Raw genomic sequence first — 25,260 nt, forward strand, 5'->3', positions numbered from 1 at the left:
GGGCACGCCCCCACCCTTGTTCACGGTGTGTGGACCGTGGGCCGTGGGGCCGTCGCCATGCCGTTGCCGATGAAGAAGCTCGGGTGGGGCGGCTGGTTGTAGGCGGTGTTCTGCCAGGCCAGGGCCACGCGGTACTGCGTGGATGCCCGCCAAAAGCCCCGCGATACCTCTGACCAGCTTCCTTTTACTTACCGAGACTTCACGCAAGCTCACGCGCCTTACCAAACTCGGCCTCCCCAAGCGCTCCCCCGCTCCGCCCGCTCCCCAGATTCTCCCCGGGATTCCGCCCTCCAGCATGGCCGCCAACTGCGCGAATGCCCTACTGCTGCGCCCCGCCGTCAGGCCCGGGCCGGTACTCGCTCCCCGCCCGCCGGGCCTGCTCGCGCCTTATGTCCTCCATGCCGATGACGCAGTCCTCGCAAGCACGGACTTCCTGCTCGCCGTCGGCTCGAGGGTGGATGACGCCGACGACGGCGGTGGGCACTTCCCCCTTGGCGGGGTGCCGGAAGCAGATCCCTGGTCTCCACTCGTACAGATCGAGGATCTGCTGGCGGTCCATACCTGTCTCCTGTTGGTCGGCCGGCCTGCTCCGTGGTGGCGCGTGACGCTGGTTCCCGTTTGGTTCAGCGGGATGCGCAGGGCGTCGGCAGTCCACCCCTTTGGGTGAACACACGTTCGATTCCCGCACACTACCTTTAGCCCTGCGGCGTGTGCCAGATCACCACAGGGCTGCCAGCGGGGGGTGGCAACTCCCTTGCGGGGCTTCGCACCTGCTCTACGCGGAGGCGCCGAGCATCCGTCGCAGGGCCTCCAAGATCAAAGAAAGCCCGGTTTTCCGGGCTGACTTGTGATCATGCTCCGGCCAGCGTGGGTCGGATGCCCCACCTGCCCGATGACGACCACTGGCTCCTCGAGGAGCGCCGCGCCATCGGCGACCGCATCCGCGTCGAACGCCTCCGCCAGGACCGAACCCAGGAGAGCGTCTTCCTCGCAGCCCCCATCGGCCGCTCCACCTACCAGGACATCGAGGCCGGCAAGGCGGATGCCCGCATATCCACGCTGCCGCGGATCGCACGGGTACTGGGTGCGCACGTGACCGACCTCCTCCATGGGTGACCTGCTCGAACGGATGGCTATCTGCCGCTTGATCGGAATTTGAGCACGAAACCCGCAGTAACGGAATGCCTACCCTGCATTTATCTACACAGCTCGCACACATTCCATTAGGTTGACGGATGCTCACCTTTGAGGCTCTGACCAGGGGTTTCCTGTGCGCAACACTGAGAGGGCGTTTGATGTAGACGAATTGCCGTTTATTTCCTAGTAAGTTCCTCGCCAGGTTGGTGTGGTCTCGTCCGTTATGCGCTTGGTGAGGTTGTCGATCGAGGCGATGTGGATCATGGCTTCGGAGCTGGCGGGCAGGGTCTCGTAGTCGCGGGTGAGGCGGCGGTGCATCATGATCCATCCGATACTCCGCTCCACGACCCAGCGTCTTTTGACGACATGAAAGCCGCGGATTTCGGGGTTTCTTTTGACGACTTCGACGTCGATTCCGAGGTTGGCTCCGTGCTCGATGACGGCGTTTTTGAAGCCGGTGTCGACCCACGCCTTTGAGATGGTGGGGTAGGTCTTCTTGGCCTGGTCGAGGAGTTGTATTCCTACGGCGTTTTCCGACAGGCTTGCGGCGGTGACGGTTACGGCGAGGAGTAGGCCGAGTGTGTCGGTGATGATGCCCCGCTTCCTACCGACGATCTTCTTTGCGGCGTCGGTTCCCTGGCTGGTCAGGGGTACGTTGGTGGAGGTCTTGACGCTCTGGGTGTCGATCACGGAGGCGGTGGGTTCGGGTTTGCGGCCTTCCTTGACGCGGGCCAGGCCGGTGAGGTCGTAGTTGAGCTGGGCGAGGATTCCTTCGTCGCGCCAGGCGGCGTAGTAGGCGTAGACGGTGCCGTGGTTGGGGAAGTCGTGCGGGAGGTATTTCCAGGGGATTCCGGTGCGGTTGACGTACAGGATTGCGTTGAAGACATCGCGCAGTTCGACCTGGGCCGGCTGGCCGGTGGGTCTGCGGTCGAGTCGGGCTTTCCTCCAGGCGGATAAGGTCGGTTCGATCAACGCCCATCGGGCGTCGGACAGGTCGCTGGGGTACGGCTTGCGCTGGCTCACGAAAGGGCTCTTACACGAACAGCACCGCTGACAGCGGTACTTGACCGGCTGGGCGTTTCCATGACGTCCATAGACCAGACGGAATCTGGGTGCGAGATGCGGAGTAAATAGGCGCCGAGGCTGGAGCCTGGAAGGCCGTGAAACTGCACGTAGGGCGTGAATCACTCCAAAGAGATCACGCCGCAAGAACGACGCAACACCGCAAGCCATACCTAAACGCCCACTGAACGGTCGGTTAGTACCGGTTGAGTACGGAATCCGCAGCCGACGGTTTGTCAGGCTGCCCTGAGGGTTGCCGCGGGCACCGGTGTGCGCATCGCGTGAGCGGCACGGCCGGCCCGGACCCCGTGCGCAGGTCGTGGTTGCCGTCGCAATGCCCGCACTCCCCCAGCTGGCAGGGCCCGCAGATGTCGTCGCGGTCGTCTGGCCGCGGTTTCACAGCACGCCTCGCAGGCCTGCGGGGGATTCGGCGGGGCAGACGTAGACCCCGCCTATCGCGCCGCCGCTGGGCGACAACCGCTCCCCGACGCGGATACCCGCGTGCTCGAGACTGCCGCAGGGGCAGGGTGGCGGGCCTTCGGCGGGTGCGGTCTGGCGATCCGGGCCAGGATCTCTACCCTCGTCCATGTCGACGCTCCGATCGTCGGCTGCCCCTGAGGCTGCGTGGGCCGCGGCCTCGGGGACTCTTCTCCACGGTATACCGCAGTAGACTGCACTTTACTGCGGTCGCGCGGTGTACTGCGGATATCTACGGTCGACCGTGTGAGCGTTGATCTTGACCGGACTCGGTCCATCTGGCGGCAGGTCGCGGCGATCGTCGCCGACCGGATCGTCGACGGCACCTACCCGGCCCGCTCGAAGCTGCCCTCCGTGGTGGAGCTGTCCGCGGAGTTCTCGATCGCCTCGTCCACCGTGCAGAAGGTGTACAAGCACCTACAGGAGCAGGGTCTCGCGCGGGGCGAGGTCGGCATCGGCACGTTCGTCGTCGACGACCCGCCGAAGCCGTAGCCCGCTGTCCGAGCCCACGGCTAGGCTTTGATCCATGCCTCCCTCTCCCCCGTCGTGTGGCCGTGTGCGCTCGGCTGCGGCCGTGAACGAGGAGATCCGCGCGCTCGTTGAAGCGTGCGGCGGCTGGCTGTACGGGGAGACACGCGCCCGGTACGAGCAGCTGGTCGCGGAGTGGGCGGCAGCCGTCGCAGCCGAACGTGCCGGGATGACGGCCGCGGCATAGGCTCGACAGCGTGGCACTGAGTTTCGACGAGCTGGTAGCGATGCAGCGGGCCGCCGACCAGGCACACAACCGGGTCGAGGAGCTACGCGCCCAGTACGGGCCACCCACCGCCAGCCGGTGGACTACGCAGCAGACCGAAACCTGGGAGACCGCCTGGCGGGCATGGCGCGACCTCGCCCGCGACGTCCAAGCCGCCGTGACAGAGCACGCCAAAGAGCAGGGGCAGTCCCGGTACGAGGTGGAGGCGGCGCTGCGGAAGGCCGCGCGGCTCGGGGCAGGCTGACAGCAGCCTGCCCCGGTGCATCACGCCGGGGCAGGGGCAGCAACTGCACACCCGACTGGTCTCGTAATGCTGCCTGTCGGATCCGACCATGCTACGAGGCGCCGCTGACAACGGGGTCCGGCCAGCTGGCCAGGGTGTCGCCGGTCTCCTCGTCGACGAGGGTGACGCGGGCGTCGGGTCCCTTGCTGAGGCCGATCCAGTCGGTGAGCTTCCCGCGGGCGGTCGCCTCGCTCCCCCACCAGCCGTGCACGACCGGGCGGCCGGCGGTGGTCAGGGTGAGGTGGAAGCGGCCGGGGCTGGTCACCACGATCGGGGGCCGCGATAGAACTCCTCTTTCCGCTTCCGTGCTGCCGCAGCGCGAATCTCTGCGTCGCGCACAGGATCACCGGTGCCGTACTTGCAACCAGGCAGGTGCAGAAACGGGAACTCATTCGATCGCTCTCCGCAGCCGTCTCCGTCGCACACGTCGTATCCGAAGCTGGGCATGCGGCCAGGATGGCAGAGGCCGCCGACGCCTGCCCCCACTGCTGGCCCGACACCGTGCTGGGGATCCTCGACTAGGCGACTTTCCGCTGCTCGAAACGGGCAATTTCGACCCAAGCCGTGGCGAATGGTTCCGGCGAAGCGAGGAACACGGGCCACAAAGACAACCCCCGCCCCACCGGAGCACAGCATGGTCATCAAGAGAATGCACGACATGGGCATCCGCAGCGAACACGCCTACGCCGCCGGCATAGCCTCCATAGGCCTTGCCGTCGCCACCTGGGTCACCAGCCTCAAAGCCGAACCCGTCGGCGGCCTCGCCCGAGCCGACCGGTGGGGCATCTTCGTCGGCGAATGGGCACCCACCTTCTTCGGCCTCGGCATCGCCCTCTCCCACTACGAACAGCAAGAGGGCACCCTCACCACCAGCGTCCGCGACCTCTGGGTCGAGAAGAAGGAACAGGAACGCCCGACCGTCTGACAAACGCGAACGCGCCCGCCTCTGGAGCAAGGGGCGGGCGTTCCACTGCCACTCAAGGTGCAGCGCACACGGGGCGCACACACCCTGGACACATGGCCACAGTACGCGTCGTGATCTACCCGCCCGACGAGGACGGCGGCCGACGCGTCCGTGTCGACGGGGAGATCCTCGGGCGGGCGTACAGCGTGCAGGACATCGCCGCCCTGTTCCAGCTGTCGGGCTTGCAAGGCTTCGACGAGATGGACGTCGTGCGGGCCGACGGCATCGAGTGGCGCGGCGGCGGGCCCGACAGCTGGACGCACTGACCGAACAGGTCACAGCCGGTCTTCGTTGCCGCTACAGTGCCGCCCTCACCGCACGCCCTGGGGGGACCGTGAAACTCGTCTGGCTGCTCGCCGCCCTACTCCTCACCGCGCTCACCATCGGCGGCCTGGTCAACGCCACCAAGGGCGGCGACACGGCAACCGTCGTCGGCGACCTTGTAATCAGCGCATTCCTCGGACTCGGCGCGGTCGCCTGCTGGAGGCGCACCAGCAGCTGACACAGCAGCGCTCGCCGCGACGGGGGATGCGCGGCGAGCGCCAAGAGCAGTGTGGCACGGGGCGGGCTCAGACGCGTTGGTCGCCAGGGAAGGTGCCAGTGCGGATGTACTGCTCGAAGAGCAGGGCCATGCGGAGAGTGTCTTCCGTCATCATCGGCTCCCGCCGGTATAGATCCTCCTCATCCGTGGCAGTGGCGCCGATGAAGTGGCCGTACATGGTTGCGGCGGCGGTAGCTGCGGCAGCGCGGATCTGCTGGTCAGGAGTCAGCTTGTTCTGCTCAACGTTGGGCATCGCGACCAATTCCTCTCATCGGGACTGAGGCGAGCGCGGTCAGTGTTCCACGGCGATGGTCACAGTCCGATGTCCTCGCTGGCAGCGTCGGTCCACTTCTCTTCCCAGTCCACCTCGCGAGGTAGCTGCGGTGTGGCGTACTCGCCCGTGACAGGGTTCAGGTAGCGGATGGTGAGGCCGAGGATTGCGGCCGGGTTGCGCTCCCGATATAGGGAGAAGATCGTGTCTGGCTCTTGGTGCGTTCCCTCCAGGGTGTTGCAGGAGCGGCAGAGCCAGCCTTCTCCGAACTGCCGGTTCGGCCTGCTTGATCGAGACAAGAGGGCGTGGCAACCCCACCGACAACCCCGGTTCCCGCCACGCGACACCGAGCCCGGACAGAGATCCGGACAAGGCACTGACCAGGCCGGACAAGAAGCTGGCTGTCCGGGACAGTCTTCGCCGTTGCCGGACAACCTTAGTGGTCGGCTCCGTAAGTCCTTCGGGGGTTGACTCCGGAGCCGGTGTTGTGTCTGGCTTCTACTCAGCTGAGCTCAGGGCCGCTGCCGGAACGGGGCGAGCGTGGCGCGCACGAGATCGGCGGCGCCCCAGTCGGGGTCGAACTGGGCGATCACGGCCAGGTGCTGGCGTAGCTGGAGAATCGGCATGCGTTCGCGCCAGTCGCGGTCGAGCCCGGTCAGCTCGGCGTACAGCTCGAAGAACACGTGCGCCTCGGGCGGCGGCGCCGTCGTCCACAGGTGGGCCAGGTCGACCTCGGCCCACGTGTACGACACGGCCGGGTCGATCAGCGCGGGCCGCCTGTCGGGGGTCGCCATGACGTTCAGCGCCCACAGGTCGCCATGCGTCAGGCACGCGGGCCTGACCGGCAGCAGCTCGGGCAGCCGGTCGCACAGCCGCTCCAGCGCCGCCCGGTCCGTGGCGTCGAGCGCCTCCTGGACGCGACGCTCGCCGAGCCAGCGCAGCAGACGGTGCTGGGCGAAGAACTCGAATCCGTCGTCATCCCAGGTGTTGACCTGGCGACGACGGCCCAGCCAGTTGTCCCGGTGCCACCCGAATCGGGGGTACCGCGTGGTGGTGTGCAGGTGGGCGAGCGCATGCGCGAGCTGCTCCCAGAAGGCCTCGGTGCCCGGCCGGGGCTGCAGCACGGACAGCACGAGCAAGTCGCGGTCCGCGAGGATGATCTCAGGCGTGGCGACGCCGCCCGCCTCGCGCAGCACGGTGAGCCCTTCGGCCTCCGCGGCGAAGGCGTCGTCCGACGGCGGCTCGCCGAACGCCTTGACGAACACCGACGTGCCGTCACCGCGGCGCGCGAGCCCGGCGGTCGCGGCGAGGCCTCCAGTGGCTGGCTCGGCCGCGACGACGTCGGTCAGGCCGGCCGCATGCAGGCGTTCGAGCAGGAAGGACATCGCGTCTGTCACGGGTGTGCTCCTCTTGTTGAGTGCCGGCGCTCTCGATGGCCGCCGCGACGGCGGCGAACTCCTCGAGTGCTGCTGTGAGGTCCTCGACGATCTCGCGGGCGATGACCTCGGGCGCGGGCAGGTTGTCGAGGTCCTCAAGGGACTCGGCGCGCAGCCACGTGATGTCGAGGTTGGCCTTATCGCGGGTGACAAGCTCGTCGTAGTCGAGATCAACGATGATGGATCCGGGCTCAGATGCCGGGGGCGGTGAGGTAGAGGCCGCAGGCGCAGTCCAGGGCTTCTTCGGGGGTGCCGGCGAAGCTGCCGGTGGGCAGGGTGGTGTCTTCGTACTTGTCGGTGCTGGCGAGGTAGAGGGCGAAGCCCCAGGTGCTGGCGGAGCCGCCGTAGCGCAGACGCATGAGTTTGATGGACTCGCCGTCGGCGAGTTCGCCGTCGACGTAGGCGAACTGGCCGCGGTAGCGGACGTCCAGGCCGGCGAGCTTGGGCCAGGCGGTACGGGCTCGCGCGATCAGCTTCTGGGTGAGGGAGGTCTTGGTCGAGGCACGGTGGGCATGGGGTCATCCTGCCTGGTCGCCCGCGTCAGTGGTGCGGCAGGCTCCAGCCGGTAAGATCCACTTCTGCTGATCGGCCTGCCTGCCTTGCCCGTTGCTGCTGCCTGCCCGATATCGCTGACCGCCTCGCAGAGGCACCGGCTGAAGAAGATGGCCTACGGCCACAAGACTCCCCACCAGAGCCGGATGCGGGCGCACGTCGTGCTCCACGCGGCACGGGGCCGCTCCAACGCGCGCATCGCCCGCGAGACGGGTCTGCATGTGGACACCGTGCGGACCTGGCGGTGCCGGTTCGCCGAAGAGGGCATGTCCGGGCTGGCCGACCGCCCGCGCCCCGGTCGACCGCCCGCGTTCACCGCACTGCAGGCCGCCCAGGTCAAGGCGCTGGCCTGCCAACTGCCCGCCGAGACCGGCACCCCGCTGGCGCGCTGGTCGTACCCGGAGTTGGCCCGCGAGGCCATACAGCGGGGCATCACCCCGGCCGTGTCGGCCTCCACCGTGCGCCGCTGGCTGGACCAGGACGCACTCAAGCCCTGGCAGTACCGCTCCTGGATCTTCATCACCGACCCCGACTTCCGCGCCAAGGCCGAGCGTGTGCTGGACCTGTACGCGCGCACCTGGCAGGGGCGGCCGCTCGACGCGGACGAGTACGTCATCAGCGCGGACGAGAAGACCTCCATCCAGGCCCGCTGTCGCTGCCACCCCACGCTCGCCCCCGGACAGGCCCGGGCGATGCGGGTCAACCACACCTACGGCCGCGGCGGCGCCCTGGCCTACCTCGCCGCCTACGACGTCCACCACGCCCGGGTGTTCGGCCGCACCGAGCCGCGCACCGGCATCGCCCCGTTCATGAACCTGGTCGCCCAGGTCATGAGCCAGGAACCCTACGCCAGCGCCAAACGGGTGTTCTGGATCGTGGACAACGGCTCCTCCCACCGCGGGCAGAAGGCCGCCAACCGGCTGACCAGCACATTCCCGAACGCGGTCATGGTCCACACCCCAGTCCACGCTTCGTGGTTGAACCAGGTGGAGATCTACTTCTCCGTCGTCCAACGCAAGGTCGTCTCGCCCAACGACTTCACCGACCTCACCCATATCGGGGACCGGCTCCGAGCCTTCGAAGACCGCTACAACGCCACAGCACAGCCGTTCCAGTGGAAGTTCACCACCTCCGACCTGGACGATCTGCTGGCCAGACTCGACCGGCACACCGCCGATCACCAGCAACAATCCTCGGTCACCCTCGCAGCTTGATCAACCCCCGAAGGACTTACGGAGCCGACCACTTAGCGTCAGCAAGCTCTGATGAGCCCGGCCAATGACTCCGCCTTCTGCCACGGATCGTCAACCACCATGCACGGATGGCTAACGACCGCCACCGCGCCGGGCAGCATGCTCATGACTATCAACGCACCTGAGAGGAAGAGGGACTATGCGCATACGTAGTGCTCTCGCCAGCGTGACGCTGGGGTCCGCGCTCCTGGTGGGGGGCTTCGCTGTGCCTGCCCAGGCCGCACCGGCAGCCGCCCAGGGCGCGTCCACGGCGACGCAGGGGGGCGTGACCGGCCGTGCGGCGACCGCGCACGCCACCCCGGTCCAGTCCGAGGATCCGGCCATAATGGAACTCTGCGGCTGGTCGCCTCCGATCTACGGAGGGCCGACGGTGTATGTCAGCAGGGACAACACCGCAGTCCGTACGGGCCCCGGCTCCGAATGCTACGACCACAGCAGGGCTAGCGCCGGGGTTTCCATCCTCGCCGGGTGCAAGTACCAGAACAGTGTCTACGGCACCTGGTGGGTGATGACCCAGTACGGATGGATCTACAGCGGCAATCTGTCCTCCGGTTGGCAGAACGCCGACTATTGCTGATTCGCCACGGCCCGTGCACGTAGCCGCCTCTGAGTCTCATCCGGGGCGGCTACGAATCGGTCCGGGCCCGTGTGCCAGGTTCAGGAGGAAGGTCAGGGGCGTTGGAGCGTCCGGCGATCTGGCCGAAGGTGGGCAAGCCTTCTCGATGCGGGCGTCGGCCATCCAGGAGCCGGGCTTGGAGGCGTCCTCGGACACCTTGAAGTACTCCAGGCCCGAACGCGCCGGGTTGAGGTCGCCGACGTGGCCCGCGTCGCCGTGGCCGAGCTTCGTCGTCCACAGGCCCCAGCCGTTGTCGTCCACGGTCATCGCGCCGTAGACGATCTCGTCCTTGCCGTCGGCGTCCACGTCGGCGACGGACAGGCTGTGGTTGCCCTGGCCGTCGTAGCCCTTGCCCGCGTTGGTGGAGGCGTTGGTGTCGAAGGTCCAGCGGCGCGTGAAGGCTCCGTTGCGCCAGTCCCAGGCGGCGATCACCGTGCGGGTGTAGTAGCCGCGCGCCATGATCAGCGAGGGGCGGGCGCCGTCCAGGTAGGCCGTGCCGGCGAGGAAGCGGTCGACGCGGTTGCCGTAGGAGTCGCCCCACGACGAGACCGTGCTGCGGGCCGGGACGTAGTCGACGGACTGCATCGCCGCGCCGGTCTGGCCGTTGAACATGGTCAGGTACTCCGGCCCGGACAGGACGTAGCCGGAGGAGTTGCGGTGGTCGGCCGACGAACTGCCGATGACCTTGCCCGTCCCGTCGACCGTGCCGTCGGAGGTCTTCATGGCGACCTCGGCCTTGCCGTCGCCGTCGTAGTCGTACGCCTGGAACTGCGTGTAGTGCGCGCCCGAGCGGATGTTGCGGCCCAGGTCGATGCGCCACAGTCGGGTGCCGTCGAGCTTGATGCCGTCGACGACGGTGTTGCCGGTGTAGCCGGACTGGGAGTTGTCCTTGGCGTTGGTGGGCTGCCACTTGAGGACGAAGTCGAGGGCGCCGTCACCGTCGAGGTCGGCGACGGAGGCGTCGTTGGCCTCGTAGGTGTAGGCGACGCCGTCGGGGGTGGTACCGCCGGCCGGCGGGGAGAGCGAGACGTCCTTGTAGCCGCTGCGGAACTGGATCGCGTGGACGGAGTCGCCCTGCTCGACGCCGTTCACGACCGCGCGGACGGTGTAGTCGGCGTGGGACGGGGCGCCGGAGTGGAAGAAGCTGGTGGAGCCGGTGATCGGCGACGAGTTGACCTTTGTACCGGCCCGGTACACGTTGAAGGAGACGTTGTCGGCGTCGGTGCCGAGCCAGCGCCAGCTGACCAGGTTGCCGCTGCCGGTGTGGACGCTGACCACACCCCGGTCGAGCTTCTCCACCTGGCGGGCGGTGGCCGCCTCGGCTGAGTCCGGGTCGAGGACGATCACTCCGGCGCCGACCAGGGTGGCCGCGGTGGCCGCGGCTGCGAGGACGGCGCTACGGCGTCTGCGGTGCTTGTGCGCATGCCTGTGCGGGTGCTTCACGGGGACGAACCTCCCGGGAGGACGGACGGGTTCCGTCACTCAGTCGCCGCCGGGGGCCGAGGGGTTGCCGTACGTCCCGGCTTTCCGGGTGATGCACGCGACCGGCGGTTTGCGGAACGCCCGGAGGGTGAACCAGGGGTCGGGGCGGGGCCGGTCCTGGTCGGGCAGGGCCCCCAGGCGGGCGGCGAAGCCGTCGGCGAGCGGGTGGCCCGGCGGCAGCGTGACGAACCAGCCGCGGCGCAGGTCCGCGACGGTTCGGCGTGGGCTGCGGCCCTGACCGCGCCCCGGGAAACGGGTCTGCCCGGCGGGATGCAGGCCGTGTTCGACGGCGTACGACTCGACGGCCGACGCCTCGTCGACGGCGCGGCGGCGGGGCCGGGAGGCGAGGACGGCATCGATGTCACTGCCCACGTTGTGCGAGGCGGCCTTGTCGACCGTCGTGACATACACACCGCCGGGCCGCAGCACCCGCGCGCACTCCGCGACGACGGCCCCGACGTCCGCCGGACGCGGCAGCAGGTGGAGCAGCCACACGCTGCTCACGGCGTCGAACTCCCCGTCCCGGAAGGGCAGTCGGCGGCTGTCGGCGAGGACGACGGCGCCGGGCAGGCGGGCAGTGGCCTGCCGGGCCATCGCGTAGGTGAGGTCGACGCCGGTCACCCGCATCCCGTCCCGGCCGGACGCGAGCCGCCGCGTCACGATGCCGGTGCCGCAGGCGACGTCGAGCAGGCTGCGCGCATCCTGCGGTACCAGGCTCAGCACGCCCTCCGCCGCGGCCGCCGCCCGGGGTTCGCCGCCGCGGGAGGCGTCGTACCGTTCCGCCTCCTCGCTGTAGTCCAGCACCGTGGACTCAGCTCGCGCCGTGCGCCGGGGCCAGGTCCGCCACGCGCCGGACGAGCTGGAAGTCCAGCTCGGTCACCTTGCCGCCCACGCTGTGCGTGTTCACGGAGACGGACACGGTGTTGTAGCCGAGGGTGAGGTCGGAGTGGTGGTCCAGCTCCTCCTGGACCTGGGCGATGTGCACGACCATGGCCGTCGCGGCGAAGTGCGAGCCGAGCCGGTAGGAGCGGGTGAGGCGGTCACCGTCGGCCGACCAGCCCGGCAGTTCGGCGATGCGGTTCTCGATCTCCTGCTGCGACAGCGGTTCGACGGGCATGAGGTCGCTCCCTTTCCTCGGGGTCGCGTGCGGTGTCGCGTACCTGTTCAGCGTGCCACAGACGGACGGCTGCGGCCCTGGTCAGAAGGGCTTGCTGGGGTCGGAAGGGGCGCATTCGGCCGCCAGGTCGTCCGCCAGCGCGGCGATCCGGTCCCGTCCCTCGACCCGCTCGACCCATGTGTGCGGCAGCCCGACGTCGCCGTGCCGGGCGCCGAGGATGTTGCCGCAGAGGGAGCCGGTCGAGTCACTGTCGCCGGAGTGGTTGACGGAAAGCAGCAGCGCATCCTTCACGGAGGGCGTGACGAGCGCGCAGTAGACGCCGATGGCGAGAGCCTCCTCGGCGACCCAGCCGGCGCCCAGGGACTCGACCTTCTCCGCGGTCGGCGAGCCCTCCTCGGCCAGGTCGACGGCCTCGGTGAGCGCGGCCGAGGTCTCCTCGTGGCCGGGGTGGCGTTGCAGCAGCCGCAGCGTGCGCAGTACCGCGCCTTCCAGAGAGTCACCCGCGACGACGTACGCCACGATCGCGGCCAGCGCGCCCGCCGCGTAGTAACCGGTGGGGTGACCGTGGGTGATCTGGGCGGCGCGGGCGGCCATGGCGAAGGCCGCGTCGGCGGGGTTCGCGAGGCCGAAGGGGGCCGAGCGCATCACCGCGCCGCAGCCTTTGGATTCGGGGTTGACCTGCCCGGGCTTGCCGTCGAGGGCGAGCAACGGGTCGGGGGCGTACATCTGGGCGGCCCCGGACAGGCAGGCGTTGCCGGGGGCACGGCGGGCGTACAGCCAGGCCTGGCTGATCAGGCCGCCCTCGGGGGCGCCGCTCTGCGGCGGGGCGGCCTGCTCCGGGCCGGGCTTGTTCTGGGTCTCCAGCCATCGCTCGTAGGCCCAGCGCACCAGGAGGGCCCACCCGCCGCCGATGCCCTTCAGCCGCTCGCGCTGATGGGCCTGGATGATCGCCTCTGTGGTGAAGAGGGTCATCTGCGTGTCGTCACTGATGCGGGCCACCGTGCTGTCGCCGTGGAAGACGAGCCCTGTCACTCCGCGCTCGCCGTGGGCCGCGCGGATCCGGTCGAGCGAGCTGAACTCGATCGGGTAGCCGAGGGCGTCACCGAGGGCCCCGCCGAGCAGACAGCCACGGACTCGGGCGCGGTACACGGCCTCGCCCTCCAGGGACGACACCCACGGCTCGTTCATTCCACGTGCTCCTCTACTACGGTCGTACACATGACGATTGTCCCGTCCGGCGACGCCGCGCCCGCCACCACCCCCGTCGGCCAGGGCGGTGTCGGTCCGCTGCTGCGGGCCTGGCGCGAGCAGCGGCGGGTCAGCCAACTGGAGCTGGCGCTGCAGGCCGGCTCCTCCGCCCGGCACATCAGCTTCATCGAGACGGGCCGCTCCCGGCCCAGCGAGGAGATGGTGCTGCGGCTGGCCGAGCACCTGGACGTGCCGGTGCGGGAGCGCAACGCTCTGCTGCTGGCGGCCGGTTACGCCCCGCGCTACCCGCACACGCCCCTGGACGACCCGGCGCTCGCCGCCCTGCGTGAGGGCATGGAGCGGCTGATCCAGGGCTACGAGCCGTATCCGGCACTGGTGGTGGACGCCACGTACAACGTGGTGGCCGCCAACCGGGGCATCACCATGCTGCTGGACGGCATCCCCGAGGCCCTGCTGACGCAGCCGCTGAACGCGATGCGGCTGACGCTGCACCCCGAGGGACTGGCGCCGCGCATCCGCAACTTCCGTGAGTGGCGCGGCCATCTGCTCATCCAGATGGAGCGGCAGATCGCCCTGCAGCGCTCCGCGCCGCTGCGGGAGCTGTACGAGGAGGTGGCCGCGTATCCGGTGCCCGAGTCGGCGACGGGCGCCGAACCGGCCGAGCCGGTCCCGTACTTCGCGCTGCCGATGCAGATCGAGCACGCGGGCCGGACGCTGTCCTTCATCTCGTCGATCTCCACGTTCAACACGCCCCTGGACGTGACCGTCGCCGAGCTGGCCGTCGAGACGCTGCTCCCGGCCGACCCGGCGACGGTCAAGTACCTTCAGTCACTGCTCCCCTGACGTCCCCTCAGCGCGAGGTGCTGCAGCGCCGCGAACCCGGCCACGGTGAGCGCCTGGAGCACCGTCCAGACCGCGCCCGCCGTGCTCGGCGTGAGCCAGAGGGCCAGGGCGAGGAAACTCAGCACCGTCCAGGCGAGGTTGGTCTCGATCACCGCCCGCACGGGGAGCGCCGGCGGCCGCTGCCGGGCGGCGAGCAGTCCGACGGCGGCCGCGTACGCCGTGAGGAACACGCCGAGGACCAGCAGGAGTCCGGAGGTGACGCCGAGGAAGTCGCCGAGCGGACCGGACGCGACGAGATAGGCGACGCCGTTCGCCCCGGTGACCACCGCGTCCAGGGCCAGGAAGCGACGCAGCATGGTCTGCGGCTCGGTGGTGCGGGCGAGAGCGGCGAGCTGGGTTGCGGACATGGCGGATCACCCTCCGTCGAGGTCGAGTTGCACCTGGGCCCGGGTTCCGGACCGGAGCGCGCCGGCCCGGAACCCGGTACGACCACGATGGCGCGCGGGGACGGACCGGTCGATTACTCCCGAGGTAATGACGGGCGCCGGTGCCTGCCTCACCGCCGGCCCTGTGAGACCGGAAGCGGAACATGGCAGACTGCACGCAGACTTTCGGCGCGTAGGGGAGGCGTGGCGTGAGTGAGCGGCGAGCCGCGCCCACCGTCGGCCAGGTGGTGCTCGGAAGACGGCTGCAGGAGCTCCGGGAGGCAGCCGGCCTCAAGCGCGAGGAGGCCGCCCGTGTGCTGCGTGTGGCCCCGGCGACCGTACGGCGCATGGAGACGGCCGAGGTCGCGCTCAGGATCCCGTACCTGCAGATCCTGCTGCCCGCCTACGGTGTCCCCGAGGACGAGGTGGCCGCGTTCGTCGCGCTGGCCGAGGAGGCGAACCGGCCGGGCTGGTGGCAGCGGTTCCACGATGTGCTGCCGGACTGGTTCAGCCTGTTCGTCAGCCTGGAGGGCGCCGCCGGGATGATCCGCTCCTACGAGCCGCACTTCGTACCCGGGCTGCTGCAGACCGAGGACTACGCACGTGCCGTACTGGAGGCCGGGACGATCGGGCAGGCGGGCGGACCGCAGACGATCGAACGGCATGTGTCGCTGCGGATGGCCCGGCAGGAGCTGCTGTGCCGCGCGGACCCGCCGCACCTGTGGGTGATCATGGACGAAACGGTCCTGCGGCGACCGGTGAGCACCCGCCCCGGGGTCATGCGCGCCCAGCTGGACCGGCTGCTGGAGGCCACCGAGAGCGACCGGGTCACCCTGCAGGTCGCGGAGTTCGGCAAGGGCCCGCATCCGGGGACGTACGCGCCCTTCTCGCTGTTCCGCTTCACCGAGCCGGAACTGCCGGACATGGTGTTCACCGAGTACCTCACCGGCGCGCTCTACCTCGACTCCCGCACTGAGGTCTCCGCGCATCTGGAGGTGCTGGACCACATGACGGCGCACGCCGCGTCGGCACAGCGCACCAAGAAGATCCTCCAGGAGCGCCGCGGGGACTTCTAGCGCCCCTGGCCCCTGGCCGCCGTAATGCCCGCCGTAGTTCCTGCCGCGCCGAAGACCGAGGAGACCACACCGCATGACCGGATCCGACGCCGCGCCCACCCGCATCGACACCAGCCGGCCGCATCCGGCCCGGGTGTACGACTGGTGGCTGGGCGGCAAGGACAACTACCCGGTGGACGAGGAGCTGGCCCGGAAGATCCTCGCCGCGGACGAGACGGTGCTGCGCGGGGCGCGCGCCAACCGGCGTTTCATGCACCGGGCGGTGCGCACCGCCGCCGAGGCCGGGATCCGCCAGTTCCTGGACATCGGCACCGGCATCCCCACCGAGCCGAACCTGCACCAGGTGGCCCAGGGCGTCGCGCCGGAGTCCCGGGTCGTGTACGCCGACAACGACCCGATCGTGCTGCGGCACGCTCAGGCGCTGCTGCACGGCTCCGCCGAGGGCGCCACGCACTATGTGCACGCCGACGTCCGCGACCTGGACGGCGTGCTGCGGAAGGCGGGCGAGACGCTGGACTTCGACCGGCCGGTCGCGCTGTCGCTGGTCGCGCTCACCCACTACCTGAGCGACGACCCCGACGGTGACGACGTGTACGGGCTGCTCGCGAAGTACGTCGCCGCCCTCGCCCCCGGCAGCCACCTGATCCTGTCCCAGGTCACCCCGGACCTCAGCCCGGAGGCCATCGGGAAGGCGGCCGACCACTTCCGGCGCAGCGGCACCCCGTTCTTCCCCCGGTCGCTCGCGGAGTTCGCCCGCTTCTTCGACGGGCTGGAACTGCTCGGCCCCGGAGTCATCCCCGTCCACGGGTGGCGCCCGGAGGCGGAGGACGTGGCCTCCCAGGCCGAGGGCATCGTGCCGGTGTACGCGGGCGTCGCCCGCAAGCCCTGACGGTGAGGGGCCTCAGGCCGCTGGGCCCTTGGAGTCCTTCTCGTCGTCCACGATCTCCGCGTCGACCACTCCTTCCTCGTCCTGGGGTGCGGTGCGCGGCTCGCTCGGCTCCGTCGGGGTCTGCTGGGCCTGCGCGTACATGGCCTGGCCCATCTTCTGGCTCACGGTGGCGAGTTTCTCGACGCCGGTGCGCAGCTCGTTCGTCTCGGCGTTGCGTTCGAGCAGCTGCTTGAGCTCGGTGACGGCCGGCTCCACCTCCGACCTGGTGTCGGCCGGCAGCCGTTCCTCGTTCTCGCGGAGGAACTTCTCGGTCTGGTAGACGAGCTGCTCGGCCTGGTTGCGGGTCTCGGCGGCCTCCCGGCGCTTGCGGTCCTCCTCGGCGTACTGCTCGGCCTCCCGCATCATGCGGTCGATGTCGTCCTTGGGCAGCGCCGAGCCGCCGGTGACGGTCATCTTCTGCTCGCGGCCGGTCGCCAGGTCCTTCGCGGAGACGTGCATGATCCCGTTGGCGTCGATGTCGAAGGCGACCTCGATCTGCGGGACGCCGCGCGGGGCGGGCGGCAGGCCGGTGAGGTCGAAGGTGCCGAGCTTCTTGTTGTACGCGGCGATCTCGCGTTCGCCCTGGTAGACCTGGATGCCGACCGAGGGCTGGTTGTCGGTGGCGGTGGTGAAGATCTCCGAACGCCGGGTCGGGATCGTGGTGTTGCGCTCGATCAGCTTCGTCATGATGCCGCCCTTGGTCTCGATGCCCAGGGACAGCGGGGTGACATCGAGGAGCAGCACGTCCTTGACGTCGCCGCGGATGACGCCGGCCTGGAGGGTGGCACCGATGGCCACGACCTCGTCGGGGTTGACGCCCTTGTGCGGGTCCTTGCCGGTGAGCTGCTTGACCAGGTCGGTGACGGCGGGCATGCGGGTGGAGCCGCCGACCAGGATGACGTGGTCCACCGCGGCGAGCTTGATACCGGCGTCCTTGACCGCCTGGTGGAAGGGGGTCTTGCAGCGGTCGAGGAGGTCGGCGGTGAGCTCCTGGAACTGGGCCCGGGTGAGCTTCTCCTCCAGGTGGAGCGGTCCCTCCGCGGAGGCGGTGATGTACGGCAGGTTGATCGACGTCTCCGAGGAGCTGGACAGTTCGATCTTGGCCTTCTCGGCGCCCTCGCGGAGCCGCTGGAGGGCCATCTTGTCGTTGGACAGGTCGATGCCGTACTGCCCCTTGAAGCGTTTGACGAGGTGTTCGACGATCCGCTGGTCCCAGTCGTCGCCGCCGAGGTGGGTGTCGCCGTTGGTGGCCTTGACCTCGATCACGCCGTCGCCGATCTCCAGCAGGGAGACGTCGAAGGTGCCGCCGCCGAGGTCGAAGACGAGGACGGTCTGCTCCTCGCCGCGGTCGAGGCCGTAGGCGAGGGCGGCGGCGGTCGGCTCGTTGATGATCCGCAGCACCTTCAGGCCCGCGATCTCCCCGGCCTCCTTGGTCGCCTGCCGCTGGGCGTCGTCGAAGTAGGCGGGCACGGTGATCACCGCGTCGGTGACGTCCTCGCCGAGATAGGCCTCGGCGTCCCGCTTCAGCTTCTGCAGGACTCGCGCCGACAGCTCCTGGGCGCGGTAGCGGGTGCCGTCCACGGAGCCCTGTTCCGGGAACCGCCAGTTCGCATCGCCCATGTGGCGCTTGACGGAGCGCGCGGTGCGCTCGACGTTCGTCACGGCCTGCCGTTTGGCGACCTCGCCCACGAGCACCTCGCCGTTCTTGGCGAAGGCCACGACCGACGGTGTGGTCCTGGCCCCTTCCGCATTGGCGACGACGGTGGGTTCGCCGCCCTCCAGGACGGCCACCACCGAGTTCGTGGTTCCGAGATCGATACCGACCGCGCGTGCCATCGCTGTCCCCTTCCGCCAGGGAGCCTCTCGGTGTCCAGCACAAAACTTGAGTGGGCTCTTGTCAATGGGGCCTCTTGGTCATTCAGGCACATACCCGGGCAGGGGCCGGTCAGTCGGCGCGGGGCCTCCCGGCCGGTGCAACCGGCTCCGCGGCGCGCGCCCCGTCGCGCAGGGCCACGGCGCGCCGCGGCCGGTCGGTGATCAGTACGTCCACCCGCTCATCGGTCAGGAAGGTCCGCAGTCCGGCGTCGTCGTTGACCGTCCAGACCATGCTGAACAGACGGTGCCGGGCGGCCTCGCGCAGCACGTTGGCGCGGGCGAGCCGCTGGTGCACGGCGACCCCGTCCGCCCCGCAGGCCCGCACCCGCCGCAGGGGGAACAGTTCGCTCGCCCGGGTCGCCGCCAGCCGCCCCGCGGCCACCTCCTTGCGGCCGCGCCCCAGCGACAGGGCCGTCCGCACCCGGGGGAACGCGTGCTTGATCGCGGCGATGGAACGGTCCTCCAGCGTGGTGGCCACGAACCCGTCCGTGCCGAGCAGGGCGATCGCCCGGTCGATCAGCTCGCGCTCATGGCCGGTCTCCTTCAGGTCCAGGTGCCCGACGAGCCGGCCGGCGATCAGCTCCATGACGTCGTCCACGACGGGCACGGGGTAGCCGGCGCGTTCGGTCAGCTCGGCGTGGGTGATCAGGGACAGCAGCGGCCCGCCCAGCCGCACGCGCGAATCATGGTGGACGACGAAGACACCGTCGGCGGTACGCCGGATGTCGAACTCGACGTACTCCGCGCCCGACCGCAGCGCGTCCTCGTACGCCTCCCAGGTGGCGGCGCCGAACTGTTCGGAGCCGCCCCGGTGGGCCGAGACGGCGGGGCGTGGCGTCATGGGTCAACTCCCGGACGACGAGCGGGGCGCGGGCCGCCCCCTGGGGGGCGGCCCGTGCCGGAGTTCCGCGGCTAGGTTCCTAGGCGAGCTTCGCGGTGAGCGTGATGGTCGTGCCCGTCAGGGCCTGGCTGACCGGGCAGTTGGCCTTGGCGTCCTCGGCTGCGGCGACGAACGCGTCGTTGTCCAGGCCGGGGACCGTGCCCTCGACGGTGAGGTGGATACCGGTGATGCCCTCACCAGGCTGGAAGGTCACGTCGGCCGAGGTGATGATCTTGGTGGGCGGGGTCCCTGCGCCGGTCAGGCCGTACGACAGGGCCATGGAGAAGCAGCTGGAGTGGGCGGCGGCGATCAGCTCCTCGGGGCTGGTCTTGCCGTTCGCCTGCTCGGCGCGCGACGGCCACGACACCGGCTGCTGGCCGATGCCGGAGGAGTCGAAGGTGACTACGCCGTTGCCCTCGAGCAGGTTGCCTTCCCAGACGGTGTGTGCGGAGCGCGTGGTTGCCACGGTTCTTCCTTTCGCATGTTCTCGATGCGAACCCCGTCTCCGGGGTTCTCAGGCACCATCTGATCACATTTCCGACTCACCTCACGCGGAACACCGGTCCCCGGGGGGTGAAGGGCAGGCGGGCGCCCTGGGGAACGAGGTACGCGTGCTCCCGGCGCACCCGCAGCACATCGCACCAGCCGTCCGTGATCACCAGGACCGGCGCGGTCGGCGGGAAGTCGTCCGCGCGGTGCAGCAGATCGATCCCGGGCTGCAGGACCGTACCACCGCGGCCGTGCACCCGTACCTTCCCCGCGATGTCGGTGACCGGAAGGTAGCCCGCGTCGTGCGGGGCCGCGTCGCAGAACACGACGCGGGCGGCCGGCACGTCCCGGGCCTCGGCGTACGAGGCGATCGCGCCCAGCGCCTTGCCGAGCAGCGTGCGGTCCATCGATCCGGAGGTGTCCAGGACGACGCCGAAGGTGCAGCGGGCGATCTCCTCGGGCGGGAAGTACCGGCCGGCGCGGGGAATGTCGGGGGTGGATGCCTGGCGGCGCGAGGGACGGGCGTACGACCGTACGGGCTCGGGGCGGGGCACGAACTCGTCGAACCAGCGGGCGAGCTGCGCGTCCCAGGGCAGCGGCGGCTGGCTGAGCGCGCGGATCTCCTCGACCAGGCCGCCGGGCAGGAAGCCGCGCTCCTGCTGCTGGTGCAGGTCGAGGCCCTGGCAGAGGCCGCGGCGGTAGAACTCGTCCAGGTCGACGTAGTCGCGCGGGCTGCCGAGCGGTCCGCCGAGGATGTCGCCCACGCCCTTGCCGCGCAGGGTCGACAGCCGGCGCATCCGGCGCAGGTCGCCCGCGATCCGGTCGTACACCTCCTCCGCCGACAGGCCCTTCAGGTCCGGGTCGTGCAGCAGCCCCTCCGGCATGGTGCCGACCTGCATCTCGCACAACCAGCCGTTGATGACGTAGTCGGCGGCGATGTTGAACAGGTACGGGTCGCGGGTGCCGCAGCGGTCGCCGTGCCGCAGGGCGGCGTGCAGCATCTCGTGGGCGAGGACGAACCGCCACTCCTCGTCCTCGAACTGCCTGAGCGGGTTGACGTAGATCTCGCCGGCCTCGGCGTTCACGGCGGCGATCGAGATGCCGTGGGCGCGGGCGAGTTCGGCGTCGGCGACCAGCTGGATGCCGGCGGCGATGCCGCCGAGCAGCGGATAGGAGGAGATGAACCAGCTCAGCGCCTTCTCCCAGGGGCGCTGCGGGGCGAGCTTGCCGTCCATGGTGTCGCGGCGGCCGCCCGCCAGGTCGAGGGCCGCGGACATGGTGCGGGTCAGGGCGTCCGCGAACGCGAGCTGCCAGTCCGGGGGCGGCGGCCCGAGCCAGGTCCCCCAGTCGACGAGCAGCTGGTCGGCCTCCCCTCCCGCGGAGCCGCAGCGCTCGTACGCGGCCGGGATGCCGTCGCGCCGCCAGCGCGCGGCGAGCTGCTCCTCGTCCCCGTCGGGGTAGGAGGCGGGCAGCTCCTCGGGCGTCCGGCCGACCGGGAAGGTGAGGAGGAAGCGGTTGACGACGGCACAGCGGGCGGCGAGGTCGTAGCGGTCGGGCTGCTCGCGCACCCTCTTCGCCGCCGGGACATGGCCGAAGCCGAGGTGGATGACGGCGTGCGCGAGCGCCCAGGCCCAGTCGCGGCCGTCGGCGAGCCGATCGGGGTGGGAGTGCAGGACGCCGTCGGAGTCGACGCGGATGAGACCGTCCTTGGGCGCCAGTGTGCAGTCCTCGCGCCGGCAGGTGTTGAAGTCGACGGCTTTCAGGGCGGGGTTGGCGAGGACCAGCCGCATGCCCTCCGCGAACGCCTCCCCCGCCACGTCCCGCTTCTTCTGCCCCTTCGCGCGGGTACGGCTCATCGTCGCGCCTCCACCAGCCGCGGCATGTCCCGGGCGGCCTCGATGAGGAACCAGGCGGGCAGGACGGGGTTGCCGTCGGCGTCGGAGGCGATGACGCTCTGGGCGACCTCGACGGAGATTTCGGCGAGCTGCACGAGCAGGGACTTGGCGCGGTAGGCGGTCTCCCGTCCGTGCGCCGACATGTGCTCCTTGCTCGCCGGCAGTTCCTTGACGAGACGTCCCCGGAACGACTCGGCGAGGTAGTACAGCAGGTCCCGGTCCTCCAGGCGGTGCGGCCAGCGTGCGTCGCCCTTGATGATCACCTCGATGCCGTACCGGCTGCGTACGATCTTGACGTAGCCGCAGAAGGCGGTCGCGTGCGCGGGCGTCAGCGTGCCGCGCGCGATGGCCTTCAGGGTCTCCTCGTCGAGCCCCGCGCCGAAGGAGTGCAGCGCGTCGGAGAGCATGTGCCAGGAGCGGGGCGTGGAGAACGGTTCCTCGGTCTTCGGCGGCTTGGACCACAGGTGGTCGGGCCGGTCGGTGAGGTGGTCCAGGATCCAGGGGTGGATGCCGTTGTTCGCGGCCCAGGTCAGCCAGTCCTTCGGCGAGGCCTCCAGGTGCACGTGGGTGAGGCGGTTGACGAGGGCGGAGGCGATCGGGCGGGCGAGCGCGTTGTCGGTGGCGCGGTTTCCGGCGCCGATGAAGATGGACCCCTTCGGCAGTTCGTAGCTGCCGATCCGGCGGTCCAAGATCAGCGAGTAGAACGCCTTCTGCACATCCGGGGTCGCCGCGTTCAGCTCGTCCAGGAACAGGCAGTACGGCTCGTCACGGGCGATCGCCTCCGGCGGGCAGAACACCGAGCGCCCGTCGCGGATCTGCGGCACGCCGATCAGGTCCTCGGGCGCGAGCTGCGTACCCAGCAGGCTCACGCACTCCAGACCCAGCGACTCGGCGAACTCCCTGACCAGGGAGGACTTTCCGATACCGGGGGCGCCCCAGAGGAAGACCGGCCGCACGGTCGCGAGACCCAGGAGCAGTTCCGGTACACGGGCGGGAGTGACGGTGACGGCTGCCTGCAACGCAGCAACTCCTTGAGGGTGTTGAAAAGGACGGAATGCGACCAGTGTGTGCGTACGCATCCGAAGGCGCAGCCGATTTTCAGGCGGCCCGCTCCTCCGGCTCCGCCTCGATCGGTACCTGCGGGCCGGCCGTCTCGCCCAGCCAGCGGCGCAGGACGCGGTGGACGTGCTCGGCGCCGACGAGTTCCTCCCCGTCGTCGACCGGCGCGGAGAAGGCGTACGGCGACAGCAGGAACGGCTTGGCCTGGGCGCCGCCGAGGCCGCCGTGCGAGCCGATCTGCTCCTCGAAGGCGAGGACCTCGCCGTCGGCCGGGTCGTGAAAGGAGTTGACCATGATGTCGGCGGCGTGCGGGAAGGAGTGCGTCCGGCGGACGGCGTCGGCGGCGCCGGGTCCGAAGGGGGCGAGCGGCCCGGAGTGGTCGTCGTCCAGCTGGTCCACCGGGATCTCCGCGCCGTACGCCCCGAGCACGACTCCGCCGTGCTCCTCGCTGCGTACGAGCAGGAAGCCGATGCCGGGATGGTTGGCGAGGGTCGGCAGCAGCGCGGGGTGCCGGGCGTCGATCTCCTCCTTGGTCATCCGGTGGTGCACGTCCGGGAAGGAGACCAGGCCGAGGTTGCCGGAGGCCAGCACGATCGGCTCCGAGCCGCGCGCCGGGCGGCGCTGCTCGTGCTCCTCCTCCACGGGCCGGTGCAGCGCCGCCCGCACGGCCGCGCGCGCCTCCGCGCCGCTGCGGGTGCGCCCCGCCCTGCGCGGCACGGGCAGCCCGCAGCCGGCCCGCACCAGGTCGCCGAGGGTGAGGCCGTAGCGGGAGCGGAAGGTCTCGCCGGGGCTCTGGCCGTGATCGGACAGGACGACGATCCGGTACGGCCGCGGCGCGTGCTCGGCGACCTTCTCCATCAGCGCGAGCGCCCGGTCCAGGCGGGCGAGCACCTTCTCGGCGTCCCGGCTCATCGGCCCGGAGTGGTGCGCCACCTCGTCGTACGCCACCAGGTCGGCGTAGACGGCGGTGCGGCCGGCGAGCATGTCACCCATCACCGCGGCGACGACGACGTCCCGTTCGACGACGGTCGCGAAGGCGCGGACGAACGGGTAGAGGCCACCGCGGGCGACCCGGGGGCGGACCTTGCACAGCCGGGCCCGGGTGGACTGGCCGATCTCGCGACCGACCTCGGCGATGAACGACAGGGCGGTGCGGACGGCGTTCGCCGGGTCGGAGAAGTAGGCGAAGTAGCCCGCCCGGGAGCGGTTCTCCCGGCTGCGCCGCCGGGCGGCGATGGACAGCACGAGGGCCTGCTGATCGGCGCCGCCGCTGAAGAGGTTGCCGCGGCTGGCGCCGTCGGCGGAGAGCAGTCCTCCGTCACCGGTGCGCTCGATCGCGCGGCGCTGGAGTTCTGCCGCGCTGGCCGGCCGGTTGCTGACCATCACCTCCTGACGGTCCTTCTCGTACCAGCGGAACGCGGGGATGTCGAAGCTGCTGCCGTGCAGGATGCCGAGCTGGCTGGCGCCGGTCTGGCTGGACCAGTCGGTGCGCCACAGGGTGAGCCGGTGGGTGGGTTCGGTCTCGGCGGCGCCGCCCGAGCCGTTGCCGAGCCAGTGGGCGACGGTCGGCATCAGCCCCTTGTCGACGGCGCTCGTCAGCACGTCGTGGCCTACGCCGTCGAACTGCACGAAAACGGTGCCGGGGCTGACGGGGCCGGGCGGCAGGGCGTGCGGGCGGCGGTCGGAAAGGCGGTAGAGCCGGCGCCGGTAGGCGTCGTCGTCGCGCACGGCGAGGGCACCGCCGGTGGCGGAGGCGACGGCGGACATCGCGGCGGCCACCACGACCGCCGTCTCCGGGTCGACGGCGCCGCGCTCGGCGGGATTGAGGCGCAGCGCGACCAGCAGCAGCGCACCGTTGAGGAAGAACACCAGCAGCCCGAGGACGAGCGCGGGCACGAGCAGCAGCAGCCGCACCAGCAGCGGCCAGACCACCGCGGACAGCAGACCGAAGGCGCCGGCCGCCAAGGCAGCGGTCACGGCGATGGTGGTGGCGCTGTCGCCGTCCGCGCTCTGCAGCTGGAAGTCGGGCAGGATCCCGGCGAGTACCAGCATCGTGACCGTGCTGACGGCCCACACCGCGACGCTCCGCCCGATCTGGCTGACGGCCCGCCGCCAACGCCCTCCACGCACGCCCCGCACACCTCACGTCCCGGCCCGCCGCCGGAGCGGACCTGCGTCCAGATTGTCACAACGCCTGGCAGACCCCGTTCGTCCCCCAGCGCCGCACAATCCGTCAGCGCCCGTCGTACCCGGCCGTCGGCATCGACAGCCGCCGATGGACGCGGGCCTTCATCTGCGCGTCGTACGACGGTTCGGCGCGGCCCACCGTCTCGACCCGCACCCCGCGCCGCGCGCACTCCGCGGTGAACTCGTCGACGGACGACAGCGCGCTCTCCAGTACCCGGCGGCTGGGCGCCACGAACAGGTCGCATCCGGGCCGCACTCCGTCCCACAGGGCGCAGTGGTCGGGGCGCAGCCCACGGACCAGCAGCTGCCGGGCGACGACGTACCCCCGCTCGGCGGCCCAGCGCGCGCACATGGCGTGCTGGCTGCGGGAGTCCACCAGGAAGGGGTCCGCGTCCAGCTCCTGCAGCGGCGTCAGACTGGCGATGGCCGTGACCCGCAGTTCTCCCATG

Annotated in this window: 30 protein-coding genes and 2 pseudogenes; 13 read left to right on the forward strand and 19 right to left on the reverse strand. The window is 70.2% G+C overall.

Annotation, left to right across the window (positions count from 1 at the left end):
- Positions 1 to 20 precede the first annotated feature (20 nt).
- Together ACKTSN_RS07730 and ACKTSN_RS07735 are read right to left on the reverse strand one after the other, a co-directional pair.
- Positions 21 to 140, reverse strand: a pseudogene (locus ACKTSN_RS07730) (hypothetical protein); the annotation flags it as partial.
- A gap of 179 nt (positions 141 to 319) precedes the next feature.
- Positions 320 to 559, reverse strand: coding sequence for a hypothetical protein (locus ACKTSN_RS07735; RefSeq protein WP_409468408.1), 240 nt, complete (start codon positions 557 to 559; stop codon positions 320 to 322).
- 317 nt (positions 560 to 876) lie between these two features.
- Between ACKTSN_RS07735 and ACKTSN_RS07740 the strand changes: the two genes are divergently transcribed.
- Positions 877 to 1,116, forward strand: coding sequence for a helix-turn-helix domain-containing protein (locus ACKTSN_RS07740; RefSeq protein WP_409468409.1), 240 nt, complete (start codon positions 877 to 879; stop codon positions 1,114 to 1,116).
- A 204-nt stretch (positions 1,117 to 1,320) separates the two neighbouring features.
- On the opposite strand, the gene ACKTSN_RS07745 is transcribed toward ACKTSN_RS07740, so the two are convergent.
- Complete coding sequence (locus tag ACKTSN_RS07745; protein WP_409467189.1) at positions 1,321 to 2,160, reverse strand: IS5 family transposase; 840 nt, start codon at positions 2,158 to 2,160, stop codon at positions 1,321 to 1,323.
- Positions 2,161 to 2,922: 762 nt separating this feature from the next.
- Here ACKTSN_RS07745 and ACKTSN_RS07750 point away from each other — a divergent pair.
- The 3 genes from ACKTSN_RS07750 to ACKTSN_RS07760 are packed head-to-tail and all read left to right on the forward strand — an operon-like array spanning position 2,923 to position 3,674.
- Positions 2,923 to 3,168, forward strand: coding sequence for a GntR family transcriptional regulator (locus tag ACKTSN_RS07750; RefSeq protein ID WP_409468410.1), 246 nt, complete (start codon positions 2,923 to 2,925; stop codon positions 3,166 to 3,168).
- A 34-nt stretch (positions 3,169 to 3,202) separates the two neighbouring features.
- Positions 3,203 to 3,391, forward strand: a complete 189-nt coding sequence (locus ACKTSN_RS07755; protein WP_409468411.1) for a hypothetical protein — start codon at positions 3,203 to 3,205, stop codon at positions 3,389 to 3,391.
- Between the two features lie 10 nt (positions 3,392 to 3,401).
- Complete coding sequence (locus ACKTSN_RS07760) at positions 3,402 to 3,674, forward strand: hypothetical protein (RefSeq protein ID WP_409468412.1); 273 nt, start codon at positions 3,402 to 3,404, stop codon at positions 3,672 to 3,674.
- Positions 3,675 to 3,765: 91 nt separating this feature from the next.
- Here the strand turns inward: ACKTSN_RS07760 and ACKTSN_RS07765 are convergent, their stop codons facing one another.
- On the reverse strand, positions 3,766 to 3,981 hold the full coding sequence (locus ACKTSN_RS07765) for a hypothetical protein (RefSeq protein WP_409468413.1): 216 nt from the start codon (positions 3,979 to 3,981) through the stop codon (positions 3,766 to 3,768).
- Between the two features lie 366 nt (positions 3,982 to 4,347).
- Here ACKTSN_RS07765 and ACKTSN_RS07770 point away from each other — a divergent pair, with 366 nt between their 5' ends.
- From ACKTSN_RS07770 to ACKTSN_RS07780, 3 genes are all read left to right on the forward strand, one after another.
- On the forward strand, positions 4,348 to 4,638 hold the full coding sequence (locus tag ACKTSN_RS07770; protein WP_409468414.1) for a hypothetical protein: 291 nt from the start codon (positions 4,348 to 4,350) through the stop codon (positions 4,636 to 4,638).
- A gap of 92 nt (positions 4,639 to 4,730) precedes the next feature.
- Complete coding sequence (locus ACKTSN_RS07775) at positions 4,731 to 4,943, forward strand: hypothetical protein (RefSeq protein ID WP_409468415.1); 213 nt, start codon at positions 4,731 to 4,733, stop codon at positions 4,941 to 4,943.
- Positions 4,944 to 5,011: 68 nt separating this feature from the next.
- Complete coding sequence (locus tag ACKTSN_RS07780) at positions 5,012 to 5,179, forward strand: hypothetical protein (RefSeq protein ID WP_409468416.1); 168 nt, start codon at positions 5,012 to 5,014, stop codon at positions 5,177 to 5,179.
- A gap of 67 nt (positions 5,180 to 5,246) precedes the next feature.
- Here the strand turns inward: ACKTSN_RS07780 and ACKTSN_RS07785 are convergent, their stop codons facing one another.
- Positions 5,247 to 5,471, reverse strand: a complete 225-nt coding sequence (locus ACKTSN_RS07785) for a hypothetical protein (protein WP_409468417.1) — start codon at positions 5,469 to 5,471, stop codon at positions 5,247 to 5,249.
- A 530-nt stretch (positions 5,472 to 6,001) separates the two neighbouring features.
- Positions 6,002 to 6,886 (reverse strand): fructosamine kinase family protein, encoded by an 885-nt coding sequence (locus ACKTSN_RS07790; RefSeq protein WP_409468418.1) that lies wholly within the window; start codon positions 6,884 to 6,886, stop codon positions 6,002 to 6,004.
- A gap of 4 nt (positions 6,887 to 6,890) precedes the next feature.
- Between ACKTSN_RS07790 and ACKTSN_RS07795 the strand changes: the two genes are divergently transcribed.
- Complete coding sequence (locus ACKTSN_RS07795; protein WP_409468419.1) at positions 6,891 to 7,136, forward strand: hypothetical protein; 246 nt, start codon at positions 6,891 to 6,893, stop codon at positions 7,134 to 7,136.
- Here the strand turns inward: ACKTSN_RS07795 and ACKTSN_RS07800 are convergent.
- On the reverse strand, positions 7,117 to 7,284 hold the full coding sequence (locus ACKTSN_RS07800; protein WP_409468420.1) for a hypothetical protein: 168 nt from the start codon (positions 7,282 to 7,284) through the stop codon (positions 7,117 to 7,119). The two genes, ACKTSN_RS07795 and ACKTSN_RS07800, sit on opposite strands and share 20 nt — an antisense overlap.
- Positions 7,285 to 7,524: 240 nt before the next feature.
- On the opposite strand from ACKTSN_RS07800, the gene ACKTSN_RS07805 reads away from it, so the two are divergent.
- The gene (locus tag ACKTSN_RS07805; protein WP_409468421.1) at positions 7,525 to 8,691 is read left to right on the forward strand and encodes an IS630 family transposase; all 1,167 of its coding nucleotides are present in this window, start codon (positions 7,525 to 7,527) and stop codon (positions 8,689 to 8,691) included.
- Positions 8,692 to 8,869: 178 nt separating this feature from the next.
- Positions 8,870 to 9,307 carry a hypothetical protein gene (locus tag ACKTSN_RS07810; RefSeq protein WP_409468422.1) on the forward strand — a complete coding sequence of 146 codons (438 nt, stop codon included), beginning with the start codon at positions 8,870 to 8,872 and terminating at the stop codon, positions 9,305 to 9,307.
- Positions 9,308 to 9,454: 147 nt separating this feature from the next.
- On the opposite strand, the pseudogene ACKTSN_RS07815 reads toward ACKTSN_RS07810, so the two are convergent.
- From ACKTSN_RS07815 to ACKTSN_RS07830, 4 genes and pseudogenes are all read right to left on the reverse strand, one after another.
- Positions 9,455 to 10,789 (reverse strand): annotated as a pseudogene (locus ACKTSN_RS07815) (rhamnogalacturonan lyase); the annotation flags it as partial.
- A 39-nt stretch (positions 10,790 to 10,828) separates the two neighbouring features.
- Positions 10,829 to 11,632: a class I SAM-dependent methyltransferase gene (locus ACKTSN_RS07820; RefSeq protein ID WP_409468423.1), complete on the reverse strand. Its 804-nt coding sequence runs from the start codon at positions 11,630 to 11,632 to the stop codon at positions 10,829 to 10,831.
- A 7-nt stretch (positions 11,633 to 11,639) separates the two neighbouring features.
- Complete coding sequence (locus tag ACKTSN_RS07825) at positions 11,640 to 11,945, reverse strand: 4a-hydroxytetrahydrobiopterin dehydratase (protein ID WP_409468424.1); 306 nt, start codon at positions 11,943 to 11,945, stop codon at positions 11,640 to 11,642.
- A gap of 81 nt (positions 11,946 to 12,026) precedes the next feature.
- Positions 12,027 to 13,133 (reverse strand): ADP-ribosylglycohydrolase family protein, encoded by a 1,107-nt coding sequence (locus ACKTSN_RS07830; RefSeq protein ID WP_409468425.1) that lies wholly within the window; start codon positions 13,131 to 13,133, stop codon positions 12,027 to 12,029.
- Positions 13,134 to 13,163: 30 nt separating this feature from the next.
- On the opposite strand from ACKTSN_RS07830, the gene ACKTSN_RS07835 reads away from it, so the two are divergent.
- A complete protein-coding gene (locus ACKTSN_RS07835; protein WP_409468426.1) occupies positions 13,164 to 13,997 on the forward strand; it encodes a helix-turn-helix domain-containing protein in 834 nt (277 codons plus the stop codon).
- Here ACKTSN_RS07835 and ACKTSN_RS07840 read toward each other — a convergent pair.
- Positions 13,979 to 14,404 carry a hypothetical protein gene (locus ACKTSN_RS07840; protein WP_409468427.1) on the reverse strand — a complete coding sequence of 142 codons (426 nt, stop codon included), beginning with the start codon at positions 14,402 to 14,404 and terminating at the stop codon, positions 13,979 to 13,981. The genes ACKTSN_RS07835 and ACKTSN_RS07840 overlap by 19 nt on opposite strands.
- Before the next feature lie 227 nt (positions 14,405 to 14,631).
- Here ACKTSN_RS07840 and ACKTSN_RS07845 point away from each other — a divergent pair, with 227 nt between their 5' ends.
- Entirely contained in the window at positions 14,632 to 15,498 is an 867-nt protein-coding gene (locus tag ACKTSN_RS07845; protein WP_409468428.1) for a helix-turn-helix domain-containing protein, read from the forward strand.
- A 73-nt stretch (positions 15,499 to 15,571) separates the two neighbouring features.
- A complete protein-coding gene (locus ACKTSN_RS07850; RefSeq protein ID WP_409468429.1) occupies positions 15,572 to 16,387 on the forward strand; it encodes an SAM-dependent methyltransferase in 816 nt (271 codons plus the stop codon).
- Positions 16,388 to 16,399: 12 nt separating this feature from the next.
- Here the strand turns inward: ACKTSN_RS07850 and dnaK are convergent, their stop codons facing one another.
- The 7 genes from dnaK to ACKTSN_RS07885 all read right to left on the reverse strand — a co-directional run bounded on the left by dnaK (position 16,400) and on the right by ACKTSN_RS07885 (position 25,259).
- Entirely contained in the window at positions 16,400 to 18,262 is a 1,863-nt protein-coding gene (gene dnaK, locus ACKTSN_RS07855; RefSeq protein WP_409468430.1) for a molecular chaperone DnaK, read from the reverse strand.
- Positions 18,263 to 18,371: 109 nt separating this feature from the next.
- The gene (locus ACKTSN_RS07860; RefSeq protein WP_409468431.1) at positions 18,372 to 19,142 is read right to left on the reverse strand and encodes a glycerophosphodiester phosphodiesterase family protein; all 771 of its coding nucleotides are present in this window, start codon (positions 19,140 to 19,142) and stop codon (positions 18,372 to 18,374) included.
- A 79-nt stretch (positions 19,143 to 19,221) separates the two neighbouring features.
- Complete coding sequence (locus ACKTSN_RS07865; RefSeq protein WP_409468432.1) at positions 19,222 to 19,647, reverse strand: OsmC family protein; 426 nt, start codon at positions 19,645 to 19,647, stop codon at positions 19,222 to 19,224.
- 76 nt (positions 19,648 to 19,723) lie between these two features.
- Positions 19,724 to 21,526, reverse strand: coding sequence for a vWA domain-containing protein (locus ACKTSN_RS07870; RefSeq protein ID WP_409468433.1), 1,803 nt, complete (start codon positions 21,524 to 21,526; stop codon positions 19,724 to 19,726).
- Positions 21,523 to 22,584, reverse strand: a complete 1,062-nt coding sequence (locus ACKTSN_RS07875) for an ATP-binding protein (RefSeq protein WP_409468434.1) — start codon at positions 22,582 to 22,584, stop codon at positions 21,523 to 21,525. The genes ACKTSN_RS07870 and ACKTSN_RS07875 overlap by 4 nt, the downstream gene beginning before the upstream one ends.
- Positions 22,585 to 22,663: 79 nt before the next feature.
- Positions 22,664 to 24,763, reverse strand: coding sequence for a phage holin family protein (locus ACKTSN_RS07880; RefSeq protein WP_409468435.1), 2,100 nt, complete (start codon positions 24,761 to 24,763; stop codon positions 22,664 to 22,666).
- A 94-nt stretch (positions 24,764 to 24,857) separates the two neighbouring features.
- Positions 24,858 to 25,259, reverse strand: coding sequence for a hypothetical protein (locus ACKTSN_RS07885; RefSeq protein ID WP_224736916.1), 402 nt, complete (start codon positions 25,257 to 25,259; stop codon positions 24,858 to 24,860).
- Between the last annotated feature and the right edge of the window lies 1 nt (position 25,260).

The sequence above is a fragment of the Streptomyces flavusporus genome, assembly GCF_046267975.1.
Taxonomy (GTDB): Bacteria; Actinomycetota; Actinomycetes; order Streptomycetales; family Streptomycetaceae; genus Streptomyces; species Streptomyces flavusporus.